This is a genomic window from Rathayibacter sp. AY1F8 (assembly GCF_002932165.1).
In the GTDB taxonomy this organism is placed as follows: domain Bacteria; phylum Actinomycetota; class Actinomycetes; order Actinomycetales; family Microbacteriaceae; genus Rathayibacter.
This window is the reverse complement of record NZ_PSVB01000009.1, coordinates 78,161-103,200: the sequence shown is the minus strand read 5'-3', so window position 1 is coordinate 103,200 and position 25,040 is coordinate 78,161. Positions and strand designations below refer to the sequence as shown.

The following is a 25,040-nucleotide window of genomic DNA, read 5'->3' as shown; positions in this document are numbered from 1 at the left end:
GGCGGCGGGAGACCGCCGTTCCGGCCCTCAGCCCGCCGGCAGCTCGACGCGGAAGCTCGTGCGCCCCGGCTCGGACGCGACGAGGACGCGCCCGCCGTGGGCGTCGACGACCGCCGCCACGATCGCCAGGCCCAGCCCCGTCGATCCGGTCGTGCGCGCTCGGGAGGAGTCGCCGCGGGCGAAGCGCTCGAACAGCACCGGCACCAGCTCCGGCGCGATTCCCGGGCCGGAATCGGTGACCGTGACGACCGCGATCGGCCGCCCCTCCGACACCTCCTCGGCGAGCGCCGCCACGACTCGGGTGCCGGGGGGCGTGTGCACGGTCGCGTTCCGCAGCAAGTTGGCGACCACCTGGTGCAGCCGGAAGCCGTCGCCGCGGATCTCGATCGGCTCCTCGGGGAGCTCGAGGTCCCACTCGTGGTCGGGGCCCGCGGCGTGCGCGTCCGACAGCGCCTCGATCACGAGCAGCGTCAGGTCGACGGGCTCCTTCTCGAGGTCGCGGCCCTCATCGAGGCGGGCGAGCAGGAGGAGGTCCTCGACCAGCGAGGTCATCCGGGTGGCGGCGGACTCGATCCGGTCGAGGGAGTAGGCGGCCGACTCCGGCAGCTCGGTCCCGCCGCGCCGGGGCAGCTCCGCGTAGCCGCGGATCGCCGCGAGGGGGGTCCGCAGCTCGTGCGAGGCGTCGGCGACGAACTGCCGCACCTTGTCCTCGCTCGCCTGCCGCGACTCCAGCGCACCGGTGACGTGGTCGAGCATGCGGTTGAAGGCGGCGCCGACGCGGCCGACCTCGGTGCGGGTGTCGGCGTCCTCCTCCGGGACCCGCTCGACCAGCTCGACGGCGCCGCGGTCCAGCGGCAGCTCGGCCACGCGGGTCGCCGTCGCCTCCACCCGCTCCAGGGGCCGCAGGGCCACGCGGATGATCGCGGTGGCGACGAGGGCGACCAGCAGCATCGCCAGCAGCACCACCACGACGACCACCCAGGTGAGGGAGGCGAGCGTCTCGGCGACCTCGCCCAGGGGGACGCCGACGACGACGACGGAGCCCTCGACCGCCGCCGCGCGCACGCGGTAGGTCCCGAGACTCCCGGGCAGCTCGATGGTCGCCTCCTCGCCCCCTGCGGCGACGGCCGCCGCGAGCACCGAGTCGGCCGGGTCCGAGAACTGCCGGCAGACCCCGTCGGCGTCGACGTAGGCGCCGATGAAGGAGCCGTCCGAGCCCTGGACGGCGGTGATGGTGCTGAGGTTCTGGCTCGGGCCGCCGCCGAAGGATCCGCTGGGGCAGGTCGTGGCCTGCTCGATCGCGCTCGACCCGCCGAAGCGGCTCGGCCCGTCGAAGTCCTGGAGGCGCGTGACCGACTGGCTGAGCGACGCGTCCGTGCTGCCGTAGAGGATCGAGCGGGCGGAGAGCACGCTGACCGCTCCCACGACGCCCGCCGTCACCGCGACGAGCGCGACCACGGCGACGACCATCCGCCGCCGCAGAGTCCACGGCGCGCGCCGGCCGCGGCGGGAGCCGCGGAGGGCGGAGCGGGTCGCGAAGTCGCCGAGCGACGGGCGGCCGGTGCGGCTCACTGGTCGGCGGGCTTCAGGAGGTAGCCGGCGCCGCGCACGGTGTGGATCATCGGCGAGCGGCCGGCGTCGATCTTCTTGCGCAGGTACGAGATGTAGATCTCGACCACGCTCGACTTGCCGCCGAAGTCGTAGGACCAGACCCGGTCGAGGATCTGGGCCTTGCTGAGCACGCGGCGCGGATTGCGCATCAGGAAGCGCAGCAGCTCGAACTCGGTGGCGGTCAGCTCGATCTCGTCGCCGCCCCGGCGGACCTCGTGGCTGTCCTCGTTCAGCACCAGGTCCCCCACGACGACCTCGGGGTCGTCCGCGTCGTTGGCGAGCAGGGTGCTGCGGCGGATGAGGCCGCGCATCCGGGCGACCAGCTCCTCGAGGGAGAAGGGCTTGGTGACGTAGTCGTCGCCGCCGGCGGTGAGCCCGGCGATCCGGTCGTCGAGCGCGTCCTTCGCGGTGAGGAAGAGGACCGGGGTCTCGCTGCCGTCCGCGCGGACCCGCTGCAGGACCTGGAGGCCGTCGATGTCGGGGAGCATCACGTCGAGCACGATCACGTCCGGTCGGAACTCGCGGGTGATCGTGATCGCGGCGCGGCCCTCGGCGGCGGTGCGCACCTCCCAGCCCTCGTAGCGCAGCGCCATCTGGAGCAGGTCGGTGAGGGTGCTCTCGTCGTCGACGACGAGGACGCGGATCGGCGTCCCGTCGGCCCGCTTCAGGCGGGTGCGCTGCGCGGGGGCGAGGTGCTTCGAGGGGGCCGGGGTGCTCATGACTCCAGTATCGGGAGTTCCCTATGGATCGGCTATGACCGGCCGATGCCGTCGCTGTGCGCTCCCGATGCGTCCTCCGCGGGATCGGCGTCGAGCTCCTCCGGAGCGATCGCCGCGGTGCGCGCGTAGCCGCGGACCCGCCGGTCGATGAAGGTCGCCACCCAGAGCAGGACGCCGATCACGAGCAGCACCCCCGCGATGCCGTACTGGGCGGTGTCGCGTCCCGAGGTGATCGGCAGCACCAGGTAGACGCAGGCGATCGTGCCCAGCACCGGCAGCACGGTGGGGGTCCGGAAGTGACGGTGCTCGACCGGCTGCCGCCGCAGCACCAGCACGGAGACGTTGACGACGGCGAAGACCGCCAGCAGGAGGAGCGACGTGGTCCCGCCCAGGAGCACCGCGATGGGGTCGGAGGGGTCGCGCGACACGTAGGCGGTGAGGAGCAGGGCGATCACCGTCGTGAAGAGGATCGCGGCCCACGGCGTGCGCCGTCCGCGCAGCACGTTCTGCAGGAACGGCGGCAGCACGCCCTGGCGGCTCATCCCGTAGAGCAGGCGGCTGGCCATCATCATGTTGATCAGCGCGCTGTTGGCCACGGCGAAGAGCGAGATGAAGGGCAGGAGCGTCGAGATCGGGAAGTCGGGCGCCGCGGCCTCGACGACCGTGACGAGCGGAGTGTCGTTGCCGGCCAGCTCCCCCACGGGGACGATCGCGACGGCGAGCGTGGATACGAGCACGTAGACCACGGCGGTGATGCCGAGACCCGTGAGCATCACGCGCGGGAAGATGCGGCTGGGCTCCTTCGTCTCCTCCGCCATGTTCACGGAGTCCTCGAATCCGACCATCGCGAAGAACGCCAGCGAGGTCGCGGTGCTCACCGCGAGCAGCAGCGACTTGTCCTCCGGCGCCTCGAACGCGACCACCCGCGAGAAGTCGGCCTGCCCGCCGAACACCGCGAAGAAGCACACGAAGATCACCAGCAGCAGGCCCGAGAGCTCGATCAGGGTGAGCACCACGTTCAGCCCGACGCTCTCGGCGACACCGCGCAGGTTCACCAGGGCGATGCAGACCATGAACACCAGCGCGATGCTCAGCCGCGTCCCCGCGCCGTCCCCGAGCCCGAAGCCGATCGCGAAGTTGCTCGCGAAGGCGCCCGAGGCGGCGGAGGCCGAGGTGATCCCGCTCGCCATCACGGTGAAGCAGACGAGGAACGTGACGAAGTGGATCCCGAACGCCTTGTGCGCGTAGAGCGCGGCGCCCGCCGCCTGCGGGTACTTCGTCACCAGCTCCAGGTAGGAGCAGGCGGTGAGCGTGGCGACGACGAACGCGATCACGAAGGGGAGCCACGCGGCCCCGCCCACCTCGGCCGCGACCTGCCCGGTGAGGGCGTAGATCCCGGTCCCGAGGATGTCGCCGACCACGAACAGCAGCAGCAGCTTGGGGCCGAGCACCCGCTTGAGCTCGGGCGGGGCGGACGTCTCTCTCGTGGCGGTCATCGTCGGCCCCTCCCGTTGCGGATGAGCGCGAGCCTACGACCGCGGGCACCGCCCCGGGAAGAGCGGGCGCCCGGGGAGCAGGAGCCGACGACACCCACCACTCCGCTGTCGCGCCGTGCGCAGCGCAGCCTCCACCTCGCCGGCGGGAGGCTGCGCGAGGCCGGCTGACCGGATGCTGCCACGGCCGGAGCCTGTCCGGACGTCCCGTGGGCCCCCGACCCTCCGCCCCGCGCGGAGCCGGGGGTCCGCCGCATGTCCGGATGCTGCCGTGCCCGGATGCTGATCTGGTGCCGCCGACGGGCCTCCGCGAGGCTCTGAGGACCACGACGAGAGGACGCACCATGACCGCCACTGCACCCGCCGCCACCCCGCACCTCGGCCCCGTCGCCGCCGGAGGCGCCCTCGCCTGGGCCGCGCTGGCCGCGCTGCTCCTGCTCGGGGAGCCGCACCCCGCGGCTGTCCTCGTGCTCGTGCTCGCGGCCGCCGCCGCGACCTCGCTGAGCGTCGTCGCCGTCGCCCGCCGGCAGCCCCCCGCCCGCCGCACCGGCGTCGTGATCGGTCTCCTCGCCCCCCTCCTCGCGAACGCCGGTCTCACTCCGCTCGCCGCGCTGGTCGGCCCGGCCGTGTTCGGAGCGGTGGCGCTGGTCCTCGCCGGTGAGCTCGCCGTCGTCGCGGTTCTCGCGCGGCGGCGCTGAGTGCGCGCCTCCTACACTCGGGAGGGTCGGGAGAACGGGGGGCCGCCGGTGCTGAGCGAGAACGCGATCGCGCTGTACCTGCACGCGTCCGTGCGCGGAGACTGGTCGCTCGAGAGCGCGTCGGACGAGCTCGGCGTCACCGTCGACGGCCTCCGCGAGGCGCGCGACGAGCTGATCGGGCTCCGGCTGCTCGCTCCGCTGCACGCGGGGGCGGAGTCGCTCGCCACGGCCGCGCCGGACATCGCCCTGGCCGAGCTGATCGCCGACGACGAGCGGCGCCTCCTTGAGCTGCAGACCGGGATCACCCGCCGCCGCAGCGAGCTGATGGCCCTCGTCCCCGCCTACCGGAGCGCCCGCAGCGCCCTCGCCGCCGCGGAGCAGGTGGAGGTGATCGAGGACCCGGCGACCGTCCTCCGGCTGCTCCTCGACCTGCAGCGCGGAGCCTCGGAGGAGGTGCTGATCGCCGCTCCCGGCACCAGCAGCGTGGAGCGGCACGAGGCGAGCGACGCCGTCGACCGCGAGCTGCTCGGGCGCGGCATCGCGAGGCGGACGCTGTACCACGACCGCCGCCGCGACAACGCGGCTCTCCGGCGCTCGGTCGCGGAGCTCGAGCCGCTGGGCGCGCGGTTCCGGACCCTCCCGACGCTGCCCTTCCGGCTGGTGGTCTTCGACCGCTCCCTCGCGATCGTCGCCCGCTCCCGCGACGAGGACGACCGCGCCGCCCTGGTCGTCCGCTCCCCCGAGCTCGCGGCGACCCTGGCGCGCGTGTTCGACGCGGCGTGGGAGTTCGCAGCGCCCCTGCACGCGGCAGGTGCCGAGGAGGAGCCCTCCCTCTCCGCGGTGCAGCGGTCGATCCTGCAGGGCCTCGCCGCCGGGCTCACCGACGAGGCGCTCGCGGCACGGCTGGACCTCAGCGTGCGCACCTGCCGTCGGCACATCGCCGGTCTCTTCGAGCTGCTCGGCGCCGAGAGCCGCTTCCAGGCGGGCGTGCTCGCGGCCCGGCGGGGCTGGCTGCCGGTCCGACCGCGCTGAAGCCGGCCGTCGGCGAGCTCAGCGCCGCGGAGCCGCAGTGTCGGAACGGGGTGTCCGCTAGCGGACACGTCCTCTTCCGGCTCTTGTCCCGGCACTCTCCCAGGTCGAACATGGGGACCGCCGCCGACATCCCCGATGACGGGCGGCCTCCGCACCGCGACCCCGTACCCGACGGGACCGCGGCCCCGACGCCCGCGCCGTACCCGACGGACCGCGGCGCATCAGCGACCTGAGCCGAACGCGCGCACAGGCGCTCCTCCGGCGCGCCGTCCGGCACCCCCGACCGACGACGCTCCGGGCCCCCGCTTCCACCTACCCGAAGAGCTCACCCGTGAACCCCAGCACCCCCGCCCGCCCTGGTCCTTCCGCTCCACCCGAGATCCGCCCGCTCCTGACGCGCCAGCAACGCGTCGCCAGCCCCCGTGCCGTCACCAGCCGCGCCAAGCAGCAGTCGCCCTCGCTCATCATGATCGTGCTCCTCTCCGGCGCCGGCGCTCTGCTCTACGGCGCCTTCCTGCTCAACCCGCGCAACATCGGCGACCCCCTCCCGTTCGCCATCGTCATCATCTGCGAGCTGTACCTGATCGGCCAGGCCGCGCTCACGATGTGGACCGCCCTGTCGAGCACCTACGACCCGCGCGACTCCGCCTTCCACTCCGCTCGAGCGACGCTCTACGGGAGCCCGGTCGACGGCATCCCGATCGGCGAGGACCTCTACCTCGGCCGCCGCCGCATCACCGTCGACGTCTTCATCACGACCTACAGGGAGGACCCCGCGATCATCGAGGAGACGGCCCGTGCGGCCCGCGACATGCGCGGCACCCACGTGACGTGGCTCCTCGACGACGGGGACGACCCGCAGGTCGCCGCGATCGCCGAGCGCCTGGGCGTCCGCTACGTGGTGCGCGAGGACCGCGCGGGTGCCAAGGCCGGCAACGTGAACCACGCGCTCCGTCTGACCGACTCGGACTTCGCCGTGATGATCGACGCCGACTTCGTGACCGTGCCGGAGTTCCTGGAGGAGACTCTCCCCTTCTTCGCCCACGACGACGTCGCCTTCGTGCAGGCCCCGCAGGTCTACGGGAACGCGCACAACTTCATCTCGCGCGGCTCCGCCTACATGCAGATCGTCTTCTACGCCCTCACCCAGCCGGGCAAGAACAAGTACAACTCCGCCTTCTGCGTGGGCACCAACGCCGTCTTCCGCCGCAAGGCCCTCGACGACATCGGCGGGATGTACGAGGGCTCGCAGTCCGAGGACATCTGGACGTCGATCTTCGTGCACGAGCGCGGCTGGCGCTCGATCTTCGTGCCGATGACCCTCGCGGTCGGGCGCACGCCCGAGACGATCGAGGCCTTCGTCCGCCAGCAGGTCCGCTGGGCCGTCGGCGGGTTCGAGATCCTGCTCAAGCACAACCCGTTCTCGCCGAAGCGCCGGCTCACGACCGACCAGCGCGTGCAGTACTTCATGACCGTCACGTTCTACTTCACCGGGATCGTGCCGCTGGGCCTGATCGTGCTGCCCCCGCTGCAGATCTACCTGAACATCACGCCGGTCAGCCTGGAGGTGCCGCTCGTCGAGTGGATCCTCTTCTACTGCGGGTTCTACGTGCTGCAGATCGGGCTCGCGCTGTTCATCATCGGCTCGTTCCGGTGGGAGACGCTGCTGCTGTCGACCGTCACCTTCCCGATGTACACGAAGGCGTTCTTCCTCGCTCTCGCGGGCCGGAAGCCGGCCTGGACCTCGACGGGCGCGACCGGGCAGGCCGCCTCGCCCTTCAACTTCATCAAGGTGCAGATGGTCTTCCTGGTGTTCCTGGCCGCGACCTCCGTCGTCGGCTTCCTCAAGGCGGAGTGGACCGCGGAGTACTCGGTGGCGCTCGCCTGGAACGTCCTGAACACCCTCACGCTCGGAGCGTTCGCGGTGATCGCGGCGCGCGAGCACGTCCTCCTGAAGCGCGCCGCCCGGGCCGAGGTGGTCGCTCCGAGCGGCCCCGCCGCCGCGGGACGCCACGGACTCGCCGTCGGTGCGGCATGACCGCGCTGCGCTGGCTCGGCTTCCTCGCCTCGTGCGCCCTCGCGCTCGGCGTCGCCGCCGCCGGCCTGGTCTACGCGAACAACTCCTCGCTCACCGTGCGGGCGGCGAGCGCTCAGCTCGTCACCGACGAGTACTCGCTGGGGACGCCCTACGCGGGCACGATCCAGGACCTCACGATCTCCCGCGGCGACGCGGTGGAGAAGGGCGACGTGCTCTTCAGCCTGCAGAGCACCGTCCTCGAGTCCGACATGCAGACGAAGACGTTCACCAGCGCCGATGTCGGCTACCGGATCGAGGAGGGCGGCCTGATGGTCTTCACGGCGGCGCTGGACGGCGTGGTCACATCGGTCGACGCCGAGATCGGCTCCTTCGTCGAGGAGGACCAGATGATCGCGGTCGTCGCGATCTCGGACTCGATCCACCTCGAGAGCGAGTTCGTGCTCGGCGCCCGGGACTACTCGCGGGTCCCGATCGGCGGCACCGTCGCCGTGGCGATGCCGGACGGGACGACCGTCGACGCCGAGATCTACGACGTCGAGGTGGAGCGGTTCCACGAGGGGCGGGCGACGACCGTCATCCGCGCGCGCACCGACGAGATCACGACGCAGGACTACACCGTGGTCGGAGCTCCCGTCGCGGCGGAGGTGCGGCTCCGCGACGACGGCGACGGCTTCGGCGGCTGGCTGGTCGCCCAGCTCGGCAGGCTCTTCACGCCGGGCGGATTCGCGCGGTGAGGCGCGGGGCGGGGGCGGCCCTCGCTCTCGCCCTCGCGATCGCAGGCCTCACCGGATGCACGTCCGACGGCTCCGCGTCCGACTGGGCCGTGGCAGCGTCCGTGCACGCGCGGGAGCTGCCGCAGGTCCCCGGCCCCTACGCGGGGACGGCGCGGCTTGCCGAAGGGGTGCGGCCGCCGACGAACTCGTGGGTGTCCGGACCGGTGTTCGGGGAGGATCTCCCGCTCTACTCAGGGATCCTCACCGTCACGCCGCGCGCCGACGGCTTCACCGTGGGCCTCCCGATCGTGGAGGCGGCTCCGCGGACCGTCGACGCCCTCGCCCGGGACGATCTCACCGTGACGGTCCCCTCGAGCGCGGTGGCGCTCTCCGCGTTCGACGACCTCGTCGCGCACTGGAGCCTCGCGGGTGCCGGTGAGCTCGTCGCAGCCGAGGGCTGGCCCTACGCCTCCTACCGGACCGAGAGCGCCCAGACGGTGCTGATCGGAGGCGCCACCGCTCCCGAGCGCGCGGCCGGCGGCCTGCTCCTGGTCACCGCGGGCGGACAGCGGTACGGGCTGGTGGCGCCCGCCGCCGCCCTCGATACGTTCCCCCGGATGACGCTGGACGGCACGCTGCTCCTCTTCGCGGTGCCTCCGGGAGCGAGCAGGGCGCGGATCGACGAGCTTCGGCGTCGTGCAGTGCCCCTCGAGGGCGCGAGCGTCTCCCACGACGTCACGGCGAGCACCACCACCACGACCTACGCGCTGCGGACCGAGGGCGGCGCCGAGACGTTCTTCGGCCTCGGGGCCGAGGGGGCGATCGGCTACGACACGCTCTACGGCCGGGTGGGGCTCCGTGCGGGAACGTCGTTCTCCCGCGCCGCCCCCACTATCGTCGAGTCGGGGGCGCTCGATCTCGGCTCCCTCACGGCCGAGGAGAAGACGACGCTCCGGACGCAGGTGCCACTCGACGCCGCGGCCACCCGCTTCGCCGCGCCCGACACCTACGGAGCCGGCAAGGAGCTCTACCGCGCCGCTGCTCTGCACCGTCTCGCCGTCGACCTCGGCCTGGAGGAGGTGGCGGCCGACCTGCACGACCGGATCGCCGCCGAGCTCGACCAGTGGCTCGACCCGCGCGGCTGCGCACCGGGTGCCGTGAAGTGCGTCGTCTACGACCCCGTGCTCGGAGGCGTCGTCGGCTCCGCGCCGTCGTTCGGGTCCGACGCGTTCAACGACCACCACTTCCACTACGGCTACCTGCTCTCCGCCGTCGGGATGCTGGCCGCCGAGGACCCGTCCCTCCTCGAGCGGTACCGGACCGTCGCGGACCTGCTCGCCCTGGATCTCGCCTCTCCCGTCGACACCGCCGAGTTCCCGCGGCTGCGCGTGTTCGACGCGTACCGCGGCCACTCCTGGGCCTCGGGGCTCGCGCCGGCCCGGGACGGCAACGACCAGGAGTCGGTGTCCGAGGCGGTCAACGCCTGGAACGGCCTCGCCCTCTGGGCCGCCGCCTCCGGGAACGCGCCGCTGCTCGAGGAGGCGCGCTGGCTGCTCTCCCTCGAGACGCAGGCGGCCGCAGACCTCTGGCTGAGCCCGGAGACGCCGGTCGGCTTCGAAGCGCCGTTCGTCGCGATCAACTGGGGCGGCAAGCGCGACTACGCCACCTTCTTCGACGCGACACCCTCGGCGCTGCTGGGGATCGAGCTGATCCCGATGCCGCCGTCGACCGCGTTCCTCCCCGACCCCTCGCGGGTCGACGAGCTCGTGGCCGGAGCCCCAGGCGCGCCGCTCGCCGACTACGTGCTGATGCTGCAGGCGACCAGCGACCCGGCCGCGGCTCTCGCGCGGGCGGAGCGCCTGCCGGACTCCTCGATCGACAGCGCCGACTCGCGCAGCTACCTGGTGGCGTGGATCCTCACCCGCTGATCCCGCACAGCCCGCTCAGCCCGCGTGCGCTCCGAGGAACGCGAGCGCCCGCGGCCAGGCGTCGGTCGCCGCCTCGGCCTGGTAGGTCTGCTCGTTCGCGTCGTTGAAGAAGGCGTGGCCCGCTCCCGGGTAGACGACGACCTCGACGTCCTTGCCCTCGGTCGCCTCGCGGATGCGCGGCACCTGCTCGACGAGGGGAGCGTCCTGATCGCCCAGGAACGCCAGCACCGGCACCTGCAGCGCGCCGAGCTCCTCGGCGGACGCGGTGACGTGCCCGTAGAACGGCACGGCCGCCGCCAGCCGCGGCTCGGCCAGCGCGAGCGCCCACGAGAAGGTGCCGCCGTAGCAGAACCCGGTGACGGAGACGCTGGTCGCGCCCTCCTGGCGCAGGAGCCGCTCGACGAGGGCGCGGAGGATCGCGACGGTGCGCGTCGCGTGCTCCGGAGTGAAGACGGGGGCGAAGAAGGTGCGCAGCTCGACCTGGCGCGGCAGGCGCCGCACCGGGTGGTCGTAGTCGGCGCGCTGCTCCTCGTCGAGCTGCTCGAGCAGGCCGCTGTCGGCCAGGAGCTCGGGGGCGACGACGCTGTAGCCCTCGGCCGCGTAGCGGTCGGCGACCGAGCGGATGTGCCCGTCGACCCCCCAGACCTCGTGGATCAGGATCAGCGCGCGGCCGCCCTCACCGCTGCGGTACACCGGTACGTCGTGCTCGGCCAGGGTCCAGGTCTCATCGCTCGTGGGCATGCTCGCACCCTAGCCCCGGACCCCGGGAGCACGCGTCGTCAGAAGTCGTACTCGCAGTTGCGGAGGTTCGCCACGTCCTCGGTGAGCGTCGGCTCCCCGCCGAGCAGGAACGCGTAGTTCTTCGAGTTGGAGGCCAGGAAGCGCAGCGTCGAGTCGTGCACGCAGTCGCGCTCGGTCAGCAGCACGGACGAGCCCAGGGCCGCCGCCGTCGTCGCTCCCGAGAGGGCGTCGGCGAAGGAGGACCCCGCGGCGAGGAAGACGCTGTCCTGCAGCAGCGACTGGGGGTAGGCGCTGTTCAGCTCGACGCTGGTCTCGTAGCGGTCGCGGCCGGCGATCCTCGAGACCGAGGGGGCGAGGCCGCGACGCTCGAAGTCCGCCACGTACGCGTCCCGGATCGAGGGGTCGCCGCCGAGGAACTCCACGTGCTCCGGCGCCAGATCGCGCACCGCGGTCGCGGTCGCGGAGTCGGCGCCCGAGGTCGCACCGTCGACCAGCAGCACGGGCTGCGCACGCCAGCCGGCGATCGGCGCGGCCGACAGGGCGTCGGGGAAGTTCGTGCCGGTCGCGACGAACATGTTCGAGTAGGGGCCGCTGCCGAAGGCGTCTGCGACGATCCGGCGGGAGGTGTCGTAGCGGTCCGTCCCGCCGATGCGCTCGGTGCCGCCGACGATCGAGCGGATCGCGGAGAGGACCCCGGGGCTCACGCTCAGCTCGCTGCCGACGACCACGACCCGCTCCGGGCGGAGGCGGCGGATCTCGTCGGAGACGACCCGAGGCAGGCGGTCGGGATCGGTGAGCAGGAGCGCGCCTCCGAGGGCGGCGGCGGCCGGGCCGGCGCTCAGCGCATCCGGCCAGTTCGCCCCGCTGGCCACGTAGAGCACCGGGATGCCCGGGGAGAAGTAGCCCGTCGCCTCCACCGAGGTCGCGTAGCGGTCCGATCCGGCGAGGCGGCCGGTGTACTGCTGGTAGTCGCTGCTCAGCGAGAGGTCGATCCCGGCGGCCGATCCGCCCACCGGGACGCGCACGTCGCCCGCGTCGCCCGAGCGGAGGACGTGGTCCCAGTAGCTGTCGTCGATCACGTCGTCGCGGCTCGACGCCCGGACGAGGTAGTCGCCGGGGACGACCTGCTGGAACGAGTACGGGTTGTCGCCGCCCGTGATCAGGTCGAGCTCGCCGGTGCGGAAGTAGCCGTCGGTTCCCGGGTCGCGGTACCAGATGTCGACGCGCTGGTCGCCCGCGACGCCGCTCAGGCGTCCCTCGAGCGACCCCAGCCGTGCGGTGCGCAGCTGCACGCCGGCCGCCGGGGCCTGAAGCGGCTCGGCGCTGCGGGCGACGGCGCTGCCGCCGGACCAGAGGTCGGCGTACAGGTCGGCGTTGTCCTTGATCAGCAGGTAGTAGGTCTGCCCGGCGGTGAGCCCGTCGATGCTGAAGGTGAGGTCGCCGGCGACGGAGTGGTTCCCGAGGAGCCCCGCCTCGCTCGACCAGACCTCGACGTTCAGGAGGGCGCCGCGGGGAGTGGTGGTCGCGATCGAGCCGTCGGCCTCCTCGACCACGACACGGCCGCTGATCGACGCCGCAGCGCTCGCACGGGCGGCGCTCGGCGCCTCGTCCGGCACGGCGGGCAGGGGGGACTCGGCGCTGGGCTGCCAGAGAGGCTGCCCCTCGGGGAGCACGATCGAGCGGGGCGCGTCGGAGGCGGCGCCGAATGCGGCGACGGGGGCGGCCGACGGCGCGGCCGCCGATGCGGCGGAGGCGAGCGGGCTGGAGGTGATCGCCAGGGCGGCGACGAGGACCGCGGAGGCGGCGGACCTCAGAACGAGCGGGGACACGGCGGAGTGCCTGCTTCCAGGAGGAGGTCGCCCTGCGGCCGACCCGGCGGAGGGGATCGCGCTCATGCTAGCGGCGGCCCGCGCCCCGTCGTCCTCCCCGATCAGGGGTCAGGAGACAGGCGGCGCGACGAGGATGTCGTCCCACTCCAGAGCGCGCTCGAACCGGAAGCCGTGCCGCTCGTAGAGGCGGCGGGCGTCGCTGCGCTTCAGCACGTCGAGCCGGAAGGGCAGACCCGGCCGCGCCTCCTCCGCCATCACCCGGCGCAGGACGGCGCCGCCGACTCCGCGTCCCTGTGCGTGCGGCGCCAGGTAGAAGTGCTCGATCCAGACCGCGTCCGGCTCGACCCGCGCGGCGATGCTCCCGGCGAAGGCGCCGTCGAGCTCGATCACCCGGGTGAGCTCGGGCCGGTAGCCGTCGAGGAAGCGGTGCCGCACGCGGTGCTCGTCGTAGCGGTCGAGCGTCTCGAGCGACGGGCGCATGACGACCGCGCGCAGCTCGGCGATCGCTGCCGCGTCCTCCGCGGTCGCGGGGCGGAGCGACCAGCCGGCGTCGTCGGCCACGGTCAGCGGCCGCGGGGCTTGCGGGTGCGCCGCACCGCCGGCGCGGACGCCTTGGCGCGGGCCGGCTTCTTCTTGCCGCCGCCGGCCCTCTCCGCCTTCTCGCGCGCCTCCCGCGCCTTCGCCTTGGCGGCCTTCGCCCGCGACTCGACCTTCGGCGTCGCGGCGGTTCCGCGCGTGGTGTTCGCGCTGCGGCCGCGGACGACTCCGATGAAGTCCTCGACGTCGTCGCCCTTGTCGTCCGTCACCCAGGCGAGGCGGACGGAGGAGGGAGCGACGCCGGTCACCGGCACCGCGGTGACGTCCTTGCGGCTGTGCACGCGCGCCACCGACTGCGGCACGATCAGCACGCCCACGCCGGCCGCGACCTGCTCGACCGCGTCGTCGAGGCCGGCCATGCGCGGCAGCGGGCGCCGCGAGCCGTCCGCGAGCTCCTCGGCGACCGCGGCCCACTCCGGCACGTCCTCCGGATCCTGGAGGAGGTGCTCGCCGGCCAGCTCGGCGACCTCGAGCTCGTCCGCGGCGGCCAGGGCGTGCTCGCGGCCGACGACGGCGACGGGCTGCTCGTCGTAGAGATGGATGGAGCTGAGGGCGGAGGAGGAGACGTCGCCGCGGACGAACGACAGCTGCGCGCGGCCGTCGAGCAGCGCCTGCTCCTGATCGCGCTCGGCGACGACGGTGATGCGCAGCGGGAGATCGGAGCGGCGCTGGCCCCAGACGCGGGTCCACTTGGTGGGGGTGACGCCGGGCACGAGGGCGACGGCGAGCACGGGGCCGGCGGGGACGGCGTCCTCGGCGTCGGAGTCGGCGGCGTCGGAGTCGGCGGCGTCGTCGACATCGCTGTTCCCGGCGTCGCTGTCCTCGGCGTCGAGGTCGGCGGAGTCGAGGTGGTCGGAGTCGAGGTCGTCGGAGTCGCCGTCCTCGGAGGCGCCGTCCGTGTCGTCCGACTCGGCTCCGGCGCCGACCGCACCCGATCCGGCCGACGCGTCGACAGCCGCCGCGTCCGCCTCGCCCTCCGGACGCCCCTCCGCCTCGGGAGCGGCCTGCGGGTCGACGGTCTCGGGCTGCTCGCTCATCCCCTCAGGGTAGGTGGTCCGCGCCGCGCCGGTAGGGTTGCCGCATGGCCAAGGCGACACAGACGATGAAGGCTGCGACCGCGGCGAAGAAGCTGCAGGTCTACCTGCCCGCGACCCCGGAGGAGTTCCAGGAGTCGGCGATCACGCGCGAGCAGTACGACGAGCTCGCCGCGAACCCGCCCGCCTGGCTCGTGCAGCTCCGTGAGGAGGGGCCGCACCCGCGCTCCGTCATCGCCTCCCGGCTGAACGTCTCCATCTCGGGGCTCGCCCGCGGCGGCGTCACCGAGGCGCTGACCACTCCCGAGATCCAGGCCCTGCTCGACGAGGTCCCCGAGTGGCTGCGCGTCGAGCAGAACCGCTACGCGGAGGTCCGCCGCGAGCAGGCCCGCATCAAGTCCGAGCGCGCCGCCAAGGCCGCCGACTGATCGCTCTCCCGCCTGCGGGACCCCGATCCGGCGCGGGCGACGTGGCCTGCGGACCGGAGCGGGATCCCGCCGAGGAGAGCCGCGCGGCTACTGGTTCGAGAACGCGGCGTCGAACGACGCGGTCGGGGTCCTCCAGAGCAGCGAGCGGATGAAGCCGACGGCCTCCTTCGCGCCGTGGAGGCGGTCCATCCCGGCGTCCTCCCACTCGATGGAGATCGGGCCGGAGTAGCCGATCGACTCCAGCGCGCGGAACGCGTCCTCCCACGGGACGTCGCCGTGCCCCGTCGAGACGAAGTCCCAGCCGCGGCGCGGGTCGCCCCACGGCAGGTGCGCGCCGAGCACGCCGGCGCGGCCGTTCTTCGGGCGCAGGCGGGTGTCCTTGCAGTCGACGTGGTAGATCCGGTCCTTGAAGTCGACGATGAAGCCGACCGGGTCGATGTCCTGCCACATCATGTGCGACGGGTCCCAGTTGAAGCCGAAGGCCGGGCGGTGCCCGATCGCCTCGAGGGTGCGCACGCTCGACCAGTAGTCGTAGGCGATCTCGGACGGGTGCACCTCGTGCGCGTAGACCACGCCGTTCGCGTCGAACTCGTCGAGGATCGGGTTCCAGCGGGTCGCGAAGTCCTCGTACCCCTCGTCGATCACGGAGGCCGGCACCGGCGGGAACTGCGCCACGTAGGGCCAGATCTTCGAGCCGGTGAAGCCGACGACCACGTCCACGCCGAGCTTGCGGGCGACCCGCGCCGAGCGCTTCATGTCCTCGGCGGCGCGCTGACGCACCCCCTCCGCGTCGCCGTCGCCCCAGGTGTAGTCGCGCACGAGTGCCTTGTGGCGGAAGTCGATCGGGTCGTCGCAGACGGCCTGGCCGGTGAGGTGGTTCGAGATGGCGAAGACCTCGAGGCCGTAGCGGTCGAGGATCTCCAGGCGCGAAGCGGCGTAGGCGTCGTCCTCGTCCGCGCGCTTGAGGTCGAGGTGGTCGCCCGAGGCCGCGATCTCGAGGCCGTCGTAGCCCCACTCGGCGGCGAGTCGGGCGACCTCCTCGAAGGGCAGATCGGCCCACTGCCCGGTGAACAGCGTCACGGGGTGGGTGGCGGGGTAGGTCTTCTCGTCGCTCATGCGGCGATCTCCGTCCGGTCGTCGGCGGCGGGCACGGTCACCCAGACGCCTGTCTCGGCCGCGTCGAGCACGGCCTCGGTGATGCGCGCCGCGCGGAGGCCGTCGGCGAAGGTCGGCAGACCCTCCACGTCGGCGCCCGCCACGGCGGCGTAGGTGTCGCGGGCGAACGCCGTGAAGGCGTCCTGGTAGCCCATCGGATGACCGCTCGGCACGATCGAGAGCCGGGCCGCGTCGGGCGCGAGGATCGAGGCGTCGCGCGGCACCAGCAGGGCGCTGTCGCGCCGGCCGACCCACAGCGTCTCGGGGAGCTCCTGCTCGAAGCGCAGCGACTCCTCCAGCCCGGACACCTCGAGCACCAGCTCGTTGCGGTGGCCCGCGGTGACCTGCGAGACGAGGAGCGTGCCGACGGCGCCGCCCTCGAGCCGGACGATCAGGCCGGCCACGTCCTCGGTGCTCACCGGGCGGCCGCCGCGCTCGGCGTGGACGGTGCTCGTGATCGCGGCGAGCGAGTCGATCCGGTCGCCGGTGACGAACTCCAGCAGGTCGACCAGGTGCGAGCCGATGTCGCCGAAGGCGCGCGAGCGGCCGCCGGCGGCCGGGTCGACGCGCCAGTTGTCGTCGGAGGCGCCCAGCAGCCAGTCCTGGAGGTAGCTCCCGCGGACGGTGACCAGGCGGCCGGTCTCGCCGGAGGCGACGCGGGCACGGGCCTCGCGCACCATCGGGTGGAAGCGGTAGGCGAACGGGACGGTCGCCACCACGCCGGCGGAGGACGCGGCCGCAGCGAGCGACTCCGCCTCCCGCAGCGTCGCGGCGAGCGGCTTCTCGCACACCACGTGCTTGCCCGCCTCGATCGCCGCGAGCGCGAGTGCGGCGTGCGTGGCGTTCGGGGTGCAGACGTGCACGAGGTCGATGCTCTCGTCCTCGATCAGGGCCCGGGCGTCCGGGTAGGCGCGCTCGACGCCGAGCTCGGCCGCCGCCCGCTCGCCCTTCTCCGGGGTGGAGGAGGCGACTCCGGCGAGCACCGCTCCGGCGCTGCGGGCCGCGCGGCTGTGCACGGCCGCCATGAAGCCGCCGCCGAGCACGCCGACGCGCAGGGGCGCGGGCATCAGGAGAGGGTCGCTTCGGTCGGGTCCCAGCTCTCGGGCAGTGCGGGGCGGGGCGTCACGGAGCTCGTGACGAGGACCTTCTCGCCGGTCTCGGCGGCCTCGAGGAGCGAGAGCATCACGTCGGTGACGTGGTACGCGAGGTCTCCCGAGGCGGCCTCGGGGCGGTCGGCCCGGATCGCACGGGCGAGCTCGAGCACGCCGGTGCCGCGGGAGGCGGTCGAGCCGGTCGCCGCGATGACCTCCGGCTCGGCGGACCCGCGGCGGTGCAGGGTGATCTCTCCGTCGTGCTGGTTCGGGTCGGGGAGGACGAGGGTGCCCTCGGAGCCGTTGATCTCGACGAAGCCGGTGCGCGGCAGGCTCGACTCGAAGCTCCACACGCCCTGGGCCGAGGCCCCGGACTCGAAGCGGAGCAGCCCGCCGATGTGCGTCGGGATGGTCACCGGGAACTCGGTGCCCTCCTTCGGGCCGGAGCCCACGACGCGGGTGGCGCGGGCCTGGGACGAGACGGCGGTGACGCTCTCGACGGGGCCGAGGTTCTGCACGAGCGTGGTGATGTAGTACGGGCCCATGTCCAGCAGCGGTCCGCCGCCCTCGGCGAAGTAGAACTCCGGGTTCGGGTGCCACGACTCGGGGCCGGGGCCCTGGAAGAGGGTGAGGGCGGAGAGCGGCGTGCCGATGGCTCCGCTCTCGATCACGCGCTGCGCCGTCTGGAGGCCCGCGCCCAGGAAGGTGTCGGGAGCGGTCGCGACGCGCAGCCCCTTGTCCTTTGCCAGCGCGAGCAGCTCGATCCCGCTGTCGCGGTCGAGCGAGAAGGGCTTCTCGGTCCACACGTGCTTGCCCGCCTCGACCGCGCGGCGCGCGACCTCGACGTGCGCGGCCGGGATCGTGAGGTTCACGACGATCTCGATGCCCTCGTGCGCGAGGAGCTCCTCGACGGTGCCGGAGGCGGGGACGCCGAAGGCCTCGGCCTGGGTCCTCGCCCGCTCGAGGTCGATGTCGGCGACGAAGAGCACCTCGAGGTCGGGGAAGACGGTGAGGTTGGTCAGGTACTGGGTGCTGATGTTGCCGGCGCCGATGACGCCGACGCCCACGCGGCCGGTGCCGCTCATGCGCCGAGCCCCGAGACGTAGCGGTGGGCCGACTCCAGGCCCTCGAAGATGTCGCCGGCGTAGGCGTCGAACTCCAGCACGGGCAGGGCCTGCGGAGCGGCGGCGAGGATCGCCGGGACGTCCATCGCGCCCTCGCCCGCGGGCAGCTGCTCCTGGGTGTCGGCCGAGATCGGGCCGTCCTTCACGTGCAGGAAGCGCACCTGGTCGCCGAGGCGTCCGAGCACCTCGACCGGGTCGTCGCCGCCGACGGCCGCCCAGTAGGTGTCGAGCTCGAGGACCATGCGCGGGTCGAGCAGGCCCGCGAGGTGCTCGAAGGCGCTGCGGCCGTCGACGCGGTTCTCGAACTCGAAGGCGTGGTTGTGGTAGCCGAGCACCAGGCCGCGGGCGGCGGCGGAGTCGACCAGCGCGTTCAGCTCGTCGGCGATGCGGGCGACGTCGTCCGCGGTGGTCCAGCGGGTCGGGTCGACGTAGGGGTCGATCACGGTCTCGACGCCGAGCGAGGCGGCCGTGTCGAGGATCTCGTCGACGGTGGCGTCGCCCTGAGGGCCGAGGAGGCGCGCGTGGGCGCTGGGAGCGCGCAGTCCGCTGGCCGGGAGCGCTACGCGGTAGGCGTCGGCCAGGTCGACGAACCCGAAGAGCTCGACCGTGGTGAAGCCGATCGCCGCGAGGCGGTCGAGGGTGGCGGGAAGATCGGCCGCGAGCGGCTCGCGCACCGAGTACAGCTGGACAGAGAGGTCTGGGGGTGTGGCCACCGGTGGGGCTCCTGATCGCATCGGAAGGTGTGCCTCGAACCCTACGCGGACTTTTGCTCACGGACAAGCAAAACTAGCCCTGCGCGCCCGCCAAGTCGGGCGCCCGCCGCACAGAAGCACGGGCGCTGTGGTTGACTCTGGCCATGTCCCCGCGCCGCCGCATCACCGTCAGCGCGGTCGGCGAGCTGCTGCTCCTGCTGGCCGACGGGGCGCCCCGGACGCGGGCCGACGTGGTCGCCGAGACGGGCCTGCCGCGCGCGGCCGTCTCCGCCCAGCTCGACGTCCTCACCGCCTCCGGCCTGGTCGCCCGACAGGACGACGCCCCCTCCTCCGGCGGCCGTCCCGCCGCCCGCGTGGCCTTCGACCCCCGGGCGCGCAGCCTCCTCGCCGTCGACCTGGGCGCCGCGCACGCCGTCGTCGCCCTGACCGACCTCGACGGCACGGTCCTCGCCCGCCGCCGCGAGAGCATCGCCATCGCCGACGGCCCCCTCGCCGTCCTCGGCCACGCCCTCGACGTCGCCGCGGCCCTGCTCGGCCGGACTCCGGCGGCCGGCCCGCTCGCGGGAGTCGGCGTCGGCGTCCCCGGACCCGTCGAGCACGCGACGGGCCGCCCGGTGAAGCCGCCGATCATGCCCGGCTGGGACCGCTTCGACATCCCGGAGTTCGTCGGCCGCCGCCTCCCCGTACCCGTCCTCGTCGACAACGACGTGAACCTGCTGGCGCTCGGCGAGCACGCCGACCACTACGCCGACGTGGACGACCTCCTCTACGTGAAGGTCTCCACCGGCATCGGAGCCGGGATCGTCAGCGGCGGCGCCCTGCAGCGCGGAGCCCTCGGAGCCGCGGGCGACCTGGGCCACGTGCAGGTCCCCGGCGACCGCGGCGAGGCCGACCTCGAGGCGATCGCGAGCGGCTCGGCGATCGCCCGCCGGCTGACCGAGTCCGGGATCGACGCCGCCAGCACCTCCGACGTCGTCACCCTGCTGACCGGCGGGGACCCCACCACCGTCGAGCTCACGCGCGCCGCCGGCCGCGACATCGGCGAGGTGCTCGCCACCTGCGTGAACCTCCTGAATCCGTCCGTCATCGTCGTCGGCGGCAGCATCGCCCAGGCCAGCCACGAGGTCCTCGCCGGGGTCCGCGAGGTCGTCTACCGCCGCTCCCTCCCCCTGGCGACCCGCGCGCTCGACATCGTGCAGGCCGCGGCCCAGGGCGGAGGCGTCCGCGGTGCCGCCCTGATGGTCCGGCGCCACCTCCTCTCCCCCGCGCACGTCGACGCCTTCCTCGACGCCTGAGCCGCCGGCGCGGGCCGTCGCGCCCCGGTGAGAGGGCGCGGGTCGGCGTGCCGATTCGACCGGGCGCCGCAGGGGGCAGAGAATGAATCGGTGCCCGACCTGCAGCTCTCCTTCCCCTGGGAGACGCAGCCCGTCTTCACGGACGCCGAGCCCCCGCACCTCCGGAGGGTCGTCGCCGACTCCTCGGACCGCGTCGCCTGGCTCCGCGCCCGCTCGCGCGGCATCACGGCGACCGACGTCGCCCGCCTCTCCTCCCCCGCCGCGATCGGCAAGGCAGCGCTCGACAAGCTCTACGGCACCGGCTTCGGCGGCAACGCCTTCACCGACCACGGCCGCGCCCGCGAGCCCGAGATCGCCGCCTGGGTGCGGAGCGAGCACGCGATCGAGCCCAGCAGCACCCTCTTCCACGCGAGCCAGGAGCGGCGGCACCTCGCCACGCCCGACGGCATCGGCCTCCGCGAGGACGGCCGGCTCGAGCTCTGCGAGATCAAGACCACGACGAAGCCGTGGCGGAGCATCCCGCGCCACTACCTGCGGCAGGTCTTCTGGCAGCAGTACGTCCTCGGCGCCGAGCGCACGCTCGTCGTCTGGGAGCAGCACCGCGACTTCGTGCCGATCGAGGGCGAGCCGAACTCCCGCTGGGTCGACCGCGACGAGGACGAGATCCACATCCTCGTGCGGCTGGCGGGGATGCTGATGGCCGAGCTGCACGAGCGGACGCGCGCCCGGTGACGGTCCTCCTCCTGCACGGCCTGGGCGGCGACCGCTCCCAGCCGCTGGGGCTGCTGCGCTCCGCCCTCCCCGCCGGCAGCGAGGTCATCGCTCCGGACGTCCGCGCCCACGGCGCCTCCGAACTGCTCGGCGCGCCCGGCGACTTCGCCCTCGAGGCGCTCGCCGACGAGGTGACGGAGGAGATCGTGCGCTCCGGAGCCGCGCACAAGCCGCTCACGGTGCTCGGCATCTCGATGGGCGCGGCGATCGCCCTGCGCCTCGCCGTCCGACGCGTGCTGCCGATCGACCGCGCCGTCTTCGTGCGTCCCGCCTTCACCGCCGAGCCGCTGCCCGAGAACCTCACCGTGTTCCCCGTCATCGCGCAGCTGCTGCACGACCACGGCGCGAAGCGCGGCGAGCGGATGTTCCGCGCCTCGGGCCTGTTCGCGCGCGCCGCCGAGGTGTCCCCCGCGTCGGCGGAGGCGCTGACGCTGCAGTTCCGCTCCCCGCGCGCGGCCGAGCGCGCCGTCCGGCTCGCCCAGATCCCGCGGAACGCCGCCTACCGCGACTCCGGAGAGCTGGGCGAGGTCATCGCGCGCACCCTGGTGATCGCGGCCGAGCGCGACCCCGTGCACCCGGTCGAGGTCGCGGAGGCGTGGGCTAGGGCTCTTCCGGATGCGGACTGCGAGCGGGTGCCGTCGCGGGACGAGGGCTTCGCCGCTCAGCAGGACCGGATCCGCGGGCACGTCCGCGGCTGGCTCGCTCGGCGCTGAGGTCCTCGAGCGCGAGCACCAGGCCGACGAACGCGAGCCAGAGCACTGCGATCGCCGTCGCCACGAACTCGAGCGTGCCGCCGAGCCGCAGCCACACGCGCAGGAGCGACAGGATCCCACCCGTCCCGGCGACGACCGCCACCGAGATCCCGGCGGCGAGCGAGAGCCGCGCGACCGCAGGGCGCCCCCGCACGGTCGCCAGCTGGAGCATCGCGGCGCAGGCGGCCCCGAAGCCCAGCACGGCGGCCGAGGTGTGGATGAGGTCCTGCCAGCGGAAGGCCGGCCCGACCGGCAGCGGGCAGCCCGCCGTGCAGGTCACCTGCGAGGCGAGCGCGAAGCAGGCGGCCGCCAGGAGGATGGCGCCCGCCGGGCGGAGGGCGGGCAGCAGGCGGGCGCGCACGGGCCAGGCGCCCGCGGCGATCAGCGCACCGCCGGCCGCCACGAGCAGAAGGGCGGCCTCGAAGGCGCCCGCCGTCGGCAGGTCCGGCGCGCCCATCTCGCTGACGTAGACCCAGCGGCTGGTGCCGATGCTGATCCGGGCGGCCAGGAGGACCACGAGCCCGGCCAGGACAAGGAGGGCACCGCCGACCAGCAGGGTACGTCGGCGTCGCATCCCCTCATCGTGCCAGACCGGGCGCCCGCGGCTCCGCGCGCCAATCTTCTCCCGAGGGTGACACCCCCGTAACAGCGCCGACTCATTGCCTCGATTGACTGGTCGCGGCGTCGGATGCGGGGATCGGGGGCGACGTCCTCGGCACGCTCCACCCGCACGCCTCAGCGACAGGAAAGGCGACGATGCACACCAGCGCGCTCGGGCACGGCCTCGCGATCGGCGAGATCCCGGAGGAGGTCGTCCTCCCCGACACGATGACGGCGGCGGTGATCGACGCGCCGGGCGACGCCTCCGCCCTGCACCTGGCGACCGTGCCGACACCCTCCGCCATCAACGCCGAGTTCACCGTGAAGGTGGTCGCGGCCGGCGTGAACCCGCTCGACGCGAAGACGCGCGCGGGCCAGGGGGTCGCCTCGCAGATCGCCTCCTACCCGGCGGTCCTCGGCCACGACTTCTCGGGCGTCGTCGTCTCGAGCCCCTACCCGGCGCATCCGCTGCGGCCGGGCGACGAGGTCTACGGCTTCGTCATGGTGCCGCGCTACTCGGGCTCCTACGCGGAGTACGTCAGCGTGCCGAGCGTCTCCATCGCGCGGAAGCCGTCGACGCTCTCGCACGTCGAAGCGGCCGGCGTCCCGCTCGCGGCGCTCACCGCCTGGGGCATGGTCGTCGAGCTCGCCAAGGCGCACGAGGGCCAGCGGATCCTCATCCACGCCGGGTCGGGCGGAGTCGGCCACTTCGCGGTGCAGTTCGCCGCCTACTTCGGCGCCTCGGTGATCGCGACCGGCTCGACCCGCAACCTCCAGTGGCTGCACGAGCTCGGCGCCGCGCAGGTGATCGACCACACCGCCGAGCGCTTCGACGAGCTGCTGTCCGGCGTCGACGTGGTCATCGATCTGGTCGGCAACGTCCACGACGACACGGGCTCGCGCTCGCTGAGGGTCCTCCGCCCCGGGGGCCTGATCGTGAACGCGCCCACCGGGAGCTGGCCCGGGTTCTTCGAGGAGGCGGCCGCTGCGGGCGTGCGCGCCTCCACCTACCGCGTCGCTCCCGACGGGGCGACCCTCGGCGTGGTCTCGCGCCTTCTCGAGTCGGGCGACGTCCGCGTCTTCATCGACGGCATCTTCCCCCTCGCCCGCGCCTGCGAGGCGCACGAGCAGCTCGAGACGGGCCACACCCGCGGCAAGATCGTCCTCACCGTCTCCGAGGGCTGACCTCGGCGAGAGGCCACTCGGATACGCCGCGCGGAGCGGGTCGCGTACCCGGGTGGCGTCTCGCGGGGAGGGTCAGGCGAGAGAGCGCTCGAGGACGAAGTCGTCCTCCCAGCGGTCGCCGACGAGGAAGCGCTTGCGGCCGACGACCGCGAAGCCGTGCTTGGAGTAGAACCGCTGAGCACGCGCGTTCTCCTCGTTGACGCCGAGCCAGACGCCCGCGGCACCGTGTGCCCGCGCCTCCTCGAGGGTCGCGGCCATCAGCGCGGCCGCCGCTCCGGAGCCGTGCCGGCCGGGCAGGAGGTAGAACTTGCTGAGCTCGACGGTCGGACGCAGCCGGATCGCCGCGACGACGTCGGCGTCGGCGGGCTCCCCGCGCACGAGCATCGCGTAGCCGGTCAGCGCGCCGGAGTCGTCGTCGACCAGGAGCGAGCGGAGCGGATCGGCGAGGTGGTCGCGGAAGCGCTCGACCGAGAGCACGGTGCGCACGAATTCGGCCTTCGCCTCCGCGGTGGTGTGCGGCGGGCAGGCCAGTGGGAAGGTCGCGGCGGCCAGCTCGGCCAGGGCGTCGGCGTCGGCGGGGGACGCCCGGCGGACGGTCACGGGAGGCGCGACGGAGCGGAGCGGCGGATCACCGGTCCAGTATGCCGGGACGACGAAGGAGGGGGCCCGCCGAAGCGGACCCCCTCCTCACGTCAGTGCGTGCTCGGCTCAGGCCAGGACGTTGACGTCCAGCGGGATGCCGGGGCCGAAGGTCGTCGAGACGGCGGCCTTCTGGATGTAGCGGCCCTTCGAGGAGGACGGCTTGAGGCGGAGGATCTCGTCGAGCGCGGTCTTGAAGTTCTCCTGGAGCTGCTCCTCGGTGAACGCGGCCTTGCCCACGACGAGGTGCACGTTGGCGTGCTTGTCGACGCGGAACTCGATCTTTCCGCCCTTGATCTCGGTCACGGCCTTCGCCACGTCCGGGGTCACGGTGCCGGTCTTCGGGTTGGGCATGAGGCCGCGGGGGCCGAGCACCTTTCCGAGACGGCCGACCTGGCCCATGAGCTCCGGGGTCGAGACGGCGGAGTCGAACGAGGTGTACCCGCCCGCGACCTTCTCGATGAGCTCGGCGCCGCCGACCTCGTCGGCACCGGCGGCCAGCGCGGCCTCGGCGGCCGGACCGGTCGCGAACACGATGACGCGGGCGGTCTTGCCCGTGCCGTGGGGCAGGATGACCGTGCCGCGGACCATCTGGTCGGCCTTGCGGGGGTCGACACCGAGCTTGAGGGCGACCTCGACGGTGCTGTTGAACTTGGCGGAACCGGTCTCGCGGGCGAGCGCGACGGCCTCGTCGGCCGTGTAGAACTTGCCCTCTTCGAGCTTGGCCGCGGCGGCCCGGTAGGCCTTCGACTTCTGTGCCATGTTGTTTCTCCTTGAAACGAGAATGTGGTTCTAGAGCCTGGCGGGCTCTCCCACGGGGGTGATGGAGTTCTGGTGGTGCCGCGATCGCGGCC

The 25,040-nt window shown here is 73.4% G+C and carries 24 protein-coding genes; 10 read left to right on the top strand and 14 right to left on the bottom strand.

Annotated features, from left to right (window positions below; translation table 11 throughout):
* Window positions 1-27: 27 nt before the first annotated feature.
* The 3 genes from C5C35_RS08960 to C5C35_RS08950 are packed head-to-tail and all read right to left on the bottom strand — an operon-like array spanning window position 28 to window position 3,826.
* A complete protein-coding gene (locus tag C5C35_RS08960; protein ID WP_219814158.1) occupies window positions 28-1,572 on the bottom strand; it encodes a cell wall metabolism sensor histidine kinase WalK in 1,545 nt (514 codons plus the stop codon).
* Window positions 1,569-2,330, bottom strand: coding sequence for a response regulator transcription factor (locus C5C35_RS08955; protein ID WP_104223650.1), 762 nt, complete (start codon window positions 2,328-2,330; stop codon window positions 1,569-1,571). Before C5C35_RS08955 ends, C5C35_RS08960 begins: the two co-directional genes overlap by 4 nt.
* Window positions 2,331-2,362: 32 nt before the next feature.
* Complete coding sequence (locus C5C35_RS08950) at window positions 2,363-3,826, bottom strand: APC family permease (RefSeq protein ID WP_104227060.1); 1,464 nt, start codon at window positions 3,824-3,826, stop codon at window positions 2,363-2,365.
* Window positions 3,827-4,167: 341 nt separating this feature from the next.
* Here C5C35_RS08950 and C5C35_RS08945 point away from each other — a divergent pair, with 341 nt between their 5' ends.
* From C5C35_RS08945 to C5C35_RS08925, 5 genes are all read left to right on the top strand, one after another.
* On the top strand, window positions 4,168-4,521 hold the full coding sequence (locus C5C35_RS08945) for a hypothetical protein (RefSeq protein ID WP_104247765.1): 354 nt from the start codon (window positions 4,168-4,170) through the stop codon (window positions 4,519-4,521).
* Window positions 4,522-4,569: 48 nt separating this feature from the next.
* Entirely contained in the window at window positions 4,570-5,553 is a 984-nt protein-coding gene (locus tag C5C35_RS08940) for a LuxR C-terminal-related transcriptional regulator (protein ID WP_104247766.1), read from the top strand.
* A 331-nt stretch (window positions 5,554-5,884) separates the two neighbouring features.
* On the top strand, window positions 5,885-7,591 hold the full coding sequence (locus C5C35_RS08935) for a glycosyltransferase family 2 protein (RefSeq protein WP_146084579.1): 1,707 nt from the start codon (window positions 5,885-5,887) through the stop codon (window positions 7,589-7,591).
* Window positions 7,588-8,325, top strand: a complete 738-nt coding sequence (locus tag C5C35_RS16975) for a biotin/lipoyl-binding protein (protein ID WP_104247768.1) — start codon at window positions 7,588-7,590, stop codon at window positions 8,323-8,325. The genes C5C35_RS08935 and C5C35_RS16975 overlap by 4 nt, the downstream gene beginning before the upstream one ends.
* A complete protein-coding gene (locus tag C5C35_RS08925) occupies window positions 8,322-10,232 on the top strand; it encodes a glycosyl hydrolase (protein WP_104262975.1) in 1,911 nt (636 codons plus the stop codon). The genes C5C35_RS16975 and C5C35_RS08925 overlap by 4 nt, the downstream gene beginning before the upstream one ends.
* A gap of 15 nt (window positions 10,233-10,247) precedes the next feature.
* Here the strand turns inward: C5C35_RS08925 and C5C35_RS08920 are convergent, their stop codons facing one another.
* From C5C35_RS08920 to C5C35_RS08905, 4 genes are all read right to left on the bottom strand, one after another.
* Window positions 10,248-10,973: a dienelactone hydrolase family protein gene (locus C5C35_RS08920; RefSeq protein ID WP_104223644.1), complete on the bottom strand. Its 726-nt coding sequence runs from the start codon at window positions 10,971-10,973 to the stop codon at window positions 10,248-10,250.
* Between the two features lie 38 nt (window positions 10,974-11,011).
* Window positions 11,012-12,802, bottom strand: a complete 1,791-nt coding sequence (locus C5C35_RS08915; RefSeq protein WP_104262974.1) for a cell wall-binding repeat-containing protein — start codon at window positions 12,800-12,802, stop codon at window positions 11,012-11,014.
* Window positions 12,803-12,910: 108 nt separating this feature from the next.
* Entirely contained in the window at window positions 12,911-13,363 is a 453-nt protein-coding gene (locus C5C35_RS08910) for a GNAT family N-acetyltransferase (RefSeq protein ID WP_258061255.1), read from the bottom strand.
* Window positions 13,364-13,365: 2 nt separating this feature from the next.
* Window positions 13,366-14,436 carry a LysR substrate-binding domain-containing protein gene (locus tag C5C35_RS08905; RefSeq protein ID WP_104262973.1) on the bottom strand — a complete coding sequence of 357 codons (1,071 nt, stop codon included), beginning with the start codon at window positions 14,434-14,436 and terminating at the stop codon, window positions 13,366-13,368.
* A gap of 44 nt (window positions 14,437-14,480) precedes the next feature.
* Here C5C35_RS08905 and C5C35_RS08900 point away from each other — a divergent pair, with 44 nt between their 5' ends.
* Window positions 14,481-14,861, top strand: coding sequence for a DUF5997 family protein (locus C5C35_RS08900; protein ID WP_104223641.1), 381 nt, complete (start codon window positions 14,481-14,483; stop codon window positions 14,859-14,861).
* Between the two features lie 87 nt (window positions 14,862-14,948).
* Here the strand turns inward: C5C35_RS08900 and C5C35_RS08895 are convergent, their stop codons facing one another.
* Genes C5C35_RS08895 through C5C35_RS08880 form a run of 4 tightly spaced genes read right to left on the bottom strand, consistent with a single transcriptional unit; the run spans window position 14,949 to window position 18,944 of the window.
* The gene (locus C5C35_RS08895; RefSeq protein WP_181134942.1) at window positions 14,949-15,977 is read right to left on the bottom strand and encodes a sugar phosphate isomerase/epimerase; all 1,029 of its coding nucleotides are present in this window, start codon (window positions 15,975-15,977) and stop codon (window positions 14,949-14,951) included.
* Complete coding sequence (locus C5C35_RS08890; RefSeq protein ID WP_104260442.1) at window positions 15,974-17,083, bottom strand: Gfo/Idh/MocA family protein; 1,110 nt, start codon at window positions 17,081-17,083, stop codon at window positions 15,974-15,976. The genes C5C35_RS08895 and C5C35_RS08890 overlap by 4 nt, the downstream gene beginning before the upstream one ends.
* Window positions 17,083-18,192 (bottom strand): Gfo/Idh/MocA family protein, encoded by a 1,110-nt coding sequence (locus tag C5C35_RS08885; RefSeq protein WP_104262972.1) that lies wholly within the window; start codon window positions 18,190-18,192, stop codon window positions 17,083-17,085. Before C5C35_RS08885 ends, C5C35_RS08890 begins: the two co-directional genes overlap by 1 nt.
* Window positions 18,189-18,944, bottom strand: a complete 756-nt coding sequence (locus C5C35_RS08880; RefSeq protein WP_258063586.1) for a sugar phosphate isomerase/epimerase — start codon at window positions 18,942-18,944, stop codon at window positions 18,189-18,191. The genes C5C35_RS08885 and C5C35_RS08880 overlap by 4 nt, the downstream gene beginning before the upstream one ends.
* 143 nt (window positions 18,945-19,087) lie before the next feature.
* On the opposite strand from C5C35_RS08880, the gene C5C35_RS08875 reads away from it, so the two are divergent.
* From C5C35_RS08875 to C5C35_RS08865, 3 genes are all read left to right on the top strand, one after another.
* Window positions 19,088-20,239 (top strand): ROK family transcriptional regulator, encoded by a 1,152-nt coding sequence (locus tag C5C35_RS08875; protein WP_104223637.1) that lies wholly within the window; start codon window positions 19,088-19,090, stop codon window positions 20,237-20,239.
* Window positions 20,240-20,338: 99 nt separating this feature from the next.
* Window positions 20,339-20,971 (top strand): YqaJ viral recombinase family protein, encoded by a 633-nt coding sequence (locus C5C35_RS08870; protein WP_104223661.1) that lies wholly within the window; start codon window positions 20,339-20,341, stop codon window positions 20,969-20,971.
* Window positions 20,968-21,723: an alpha/beta fold hydrolase gene (locus tag C5C35_RS08865; RefSeq protein WP_181074521.1), complete on the top strand. Its 756-nt coding sequence runs from the start codon at window positions 20,968-20,970 to the stop codon at window positions 21,721-21,723. The genes C5C35_RS08870 and C5C35_RS08865 overlap by 4 nt, the downstream gene beginning before the upstream one ends.
* Here C5C35_RS08865 and C5C35_RS08860 read toward each other — a convergent pair.
* Window positions 21,611-22,336 (bottom strand): DUF998 domain-containing protein, encoded by a 726-nt coding sequence (locus C5C35_RS08860; protein WP_104223635.1) that lies wholly within the window; start codon window positions 22,334-22,336, stop codon window positions 21,611-21,613. The genes C5C35_RS08865 and C5C35_RS08860 overlap by 113 nt on opposite strands.
* A gap of 182 nt (window positions 22,337-22,518) precedes the next feature.
* On the opposite strand from C5C35_RS08860, the gene C5C35_RS08855 reads away from it, so the two are divergent.
* The gene (locus C5C35_RS08855) at window positions 22,519-23,547 is read left to right on the top strand and encodes an NADP-dependent oxidoreductase (RefSeq protein WP_374952914.1); all 1,029 of its coding nucleotides are present in this window, start codon (window positions 22,519-22,521) and stop codon (window positions 23,545-23,547) included.
* A 72-nt stretch (window positions 23,548-23,619) separates the two neighbouring features.
* Here C5C35_RS08855 and C5C35_RS08850 read toward each other — a convergent pair whose 3' ends face one another.
* Entirely contained in the window at window positions 23,620-24,147 is a 528-nt protein-coding gene (locus tag C5C35_RS08850) for a GNAT family N-acetyltransferase (protein WP_104262969.1), read from the bottom strand.
* 108 nt (window positions 24,148-24,255) lie between these two features.
* Window positions 24,256-24,948, bottom strand: coding sequence for a 50S ribosomal protein L1 (gene rplA / locus C5C35_RS08845; RefSeq protein ID WP_104223633.1), 693 nt, complete (start codon window positions 24,946-24,948; stop codon window positions 24,256-24,258).
* Window positions 24,949-25,040: the final 92 nt, after the last annotated feature.

What these genes read in the sequence shown, in the direction of transcription:
- C5C35_RS08955 (WP_104223650.1), bottom strand. Translation starts at nt 2,330, where the DNA reads ATGAGCACCCCGGCCCCCTCGAAGCACCTCGCCCCCGCGCAGCGCACC.
- C5C35_RS08950 (WP_104227060.1), bottom strand. Translation starts at nt 3,826, where the DNA reads ATGACCGCCACGAGAGAGACGTCCGCCCCGCCCGAGCTCAAGCGGGTG.
- C5C35_RS08945 (WP_104247765.1), top strand. Translation starts at nt 4,168, where the DNA reads ATGACCGCCACTGCACCCGCCGCCACCCCGCACCTCGGCCCCGTCGCC.
- C5C35_RS16975 (WP_104247768.1), top strand. Translation starts at nt 7,588, where the DNA reads ATGACCGCGCTGCGCTGGCTCGGCTTCCTCGCCTCGTGCGCCCTCGCG.
- C5C35_RS08920 (WP_104223644.1), bottom strand. Translation starts at nt 10,973, where the DNA reads ATGCCCACGAGCGATGAGACCTGGACCCTGGCCGAGCACGACGTACCG.
- C5C35_RS08905 (WP_104262973.1), bottom strand. Translation starts at nt 14,436, where the DNA reads ATGAGCGAGCAGCCCGAGACCGTCGACCCGCAGGCCGCTCCCGAGGCG.
- C5C35_RS08900 (WP_104223641.1), top strand. Translation starts at nt 14,481, where the DNA reads ATGGCCAAGGCGACACAGACGATGAAGGCTGCGACCGCGGCGAAGAAG.
- C5C35_RS08895 (WP_181134942.1), bottom strand. Translation starts at nt 15,977, where the DNA reads ATGAGCGACGAGAAGACCTACCCCGCCACCCACCCCGTGACGCTGTTC.
- C5C35_RS08890 (WP_104260442.1), bottom strand. Translation starts at nt 17,083, where the DNA reads ATGCCCGCGCCCCTGCGCGTCGGCGTGCTCGGCGGCGGCTTCATGGCG.
- C5C35_RS08885 (WP_104262972.1), bottom strand. Translation starts at nt 18,192, where the DNA reads ATGAGCGGCACCGGCCGCGTGGGCGTCGGCGTCATCGGCGCCGGCAAC.
- C5C35_RS08875 (WP_104223637.1), top strand. Translation starts at nt 19,088, where the DNA reads ATGTCCCCGCGCCGCCGCATCACCGTCAGCGCGGTCGGCGAGCTGCTG.
- C5C35_RS08860 (WP_104223635.1), bottom strand. Translation starts at nt 22,336, where the DNA reads ATGCGACGCCGACGTACCCTGCTGGTCGGCGGTGCCCTCCTTGTCCTG.
- C5C35_RS08855 (WP_374952914.1), top strand. Translation starts at nt 22,519, where the DNA reads ATGCACACCAGCGCGCTCGGGCACGGCCTCGCGATCGGCGAGATCCCG.
- rplA (WP_104223633.1), bottom strand. Translation starts at nt 24,948, where the DNA reads ATGGCACAGAAGTCGAAGGCCTACCGGGCCGCCGCGGCCAAGCTCGAA.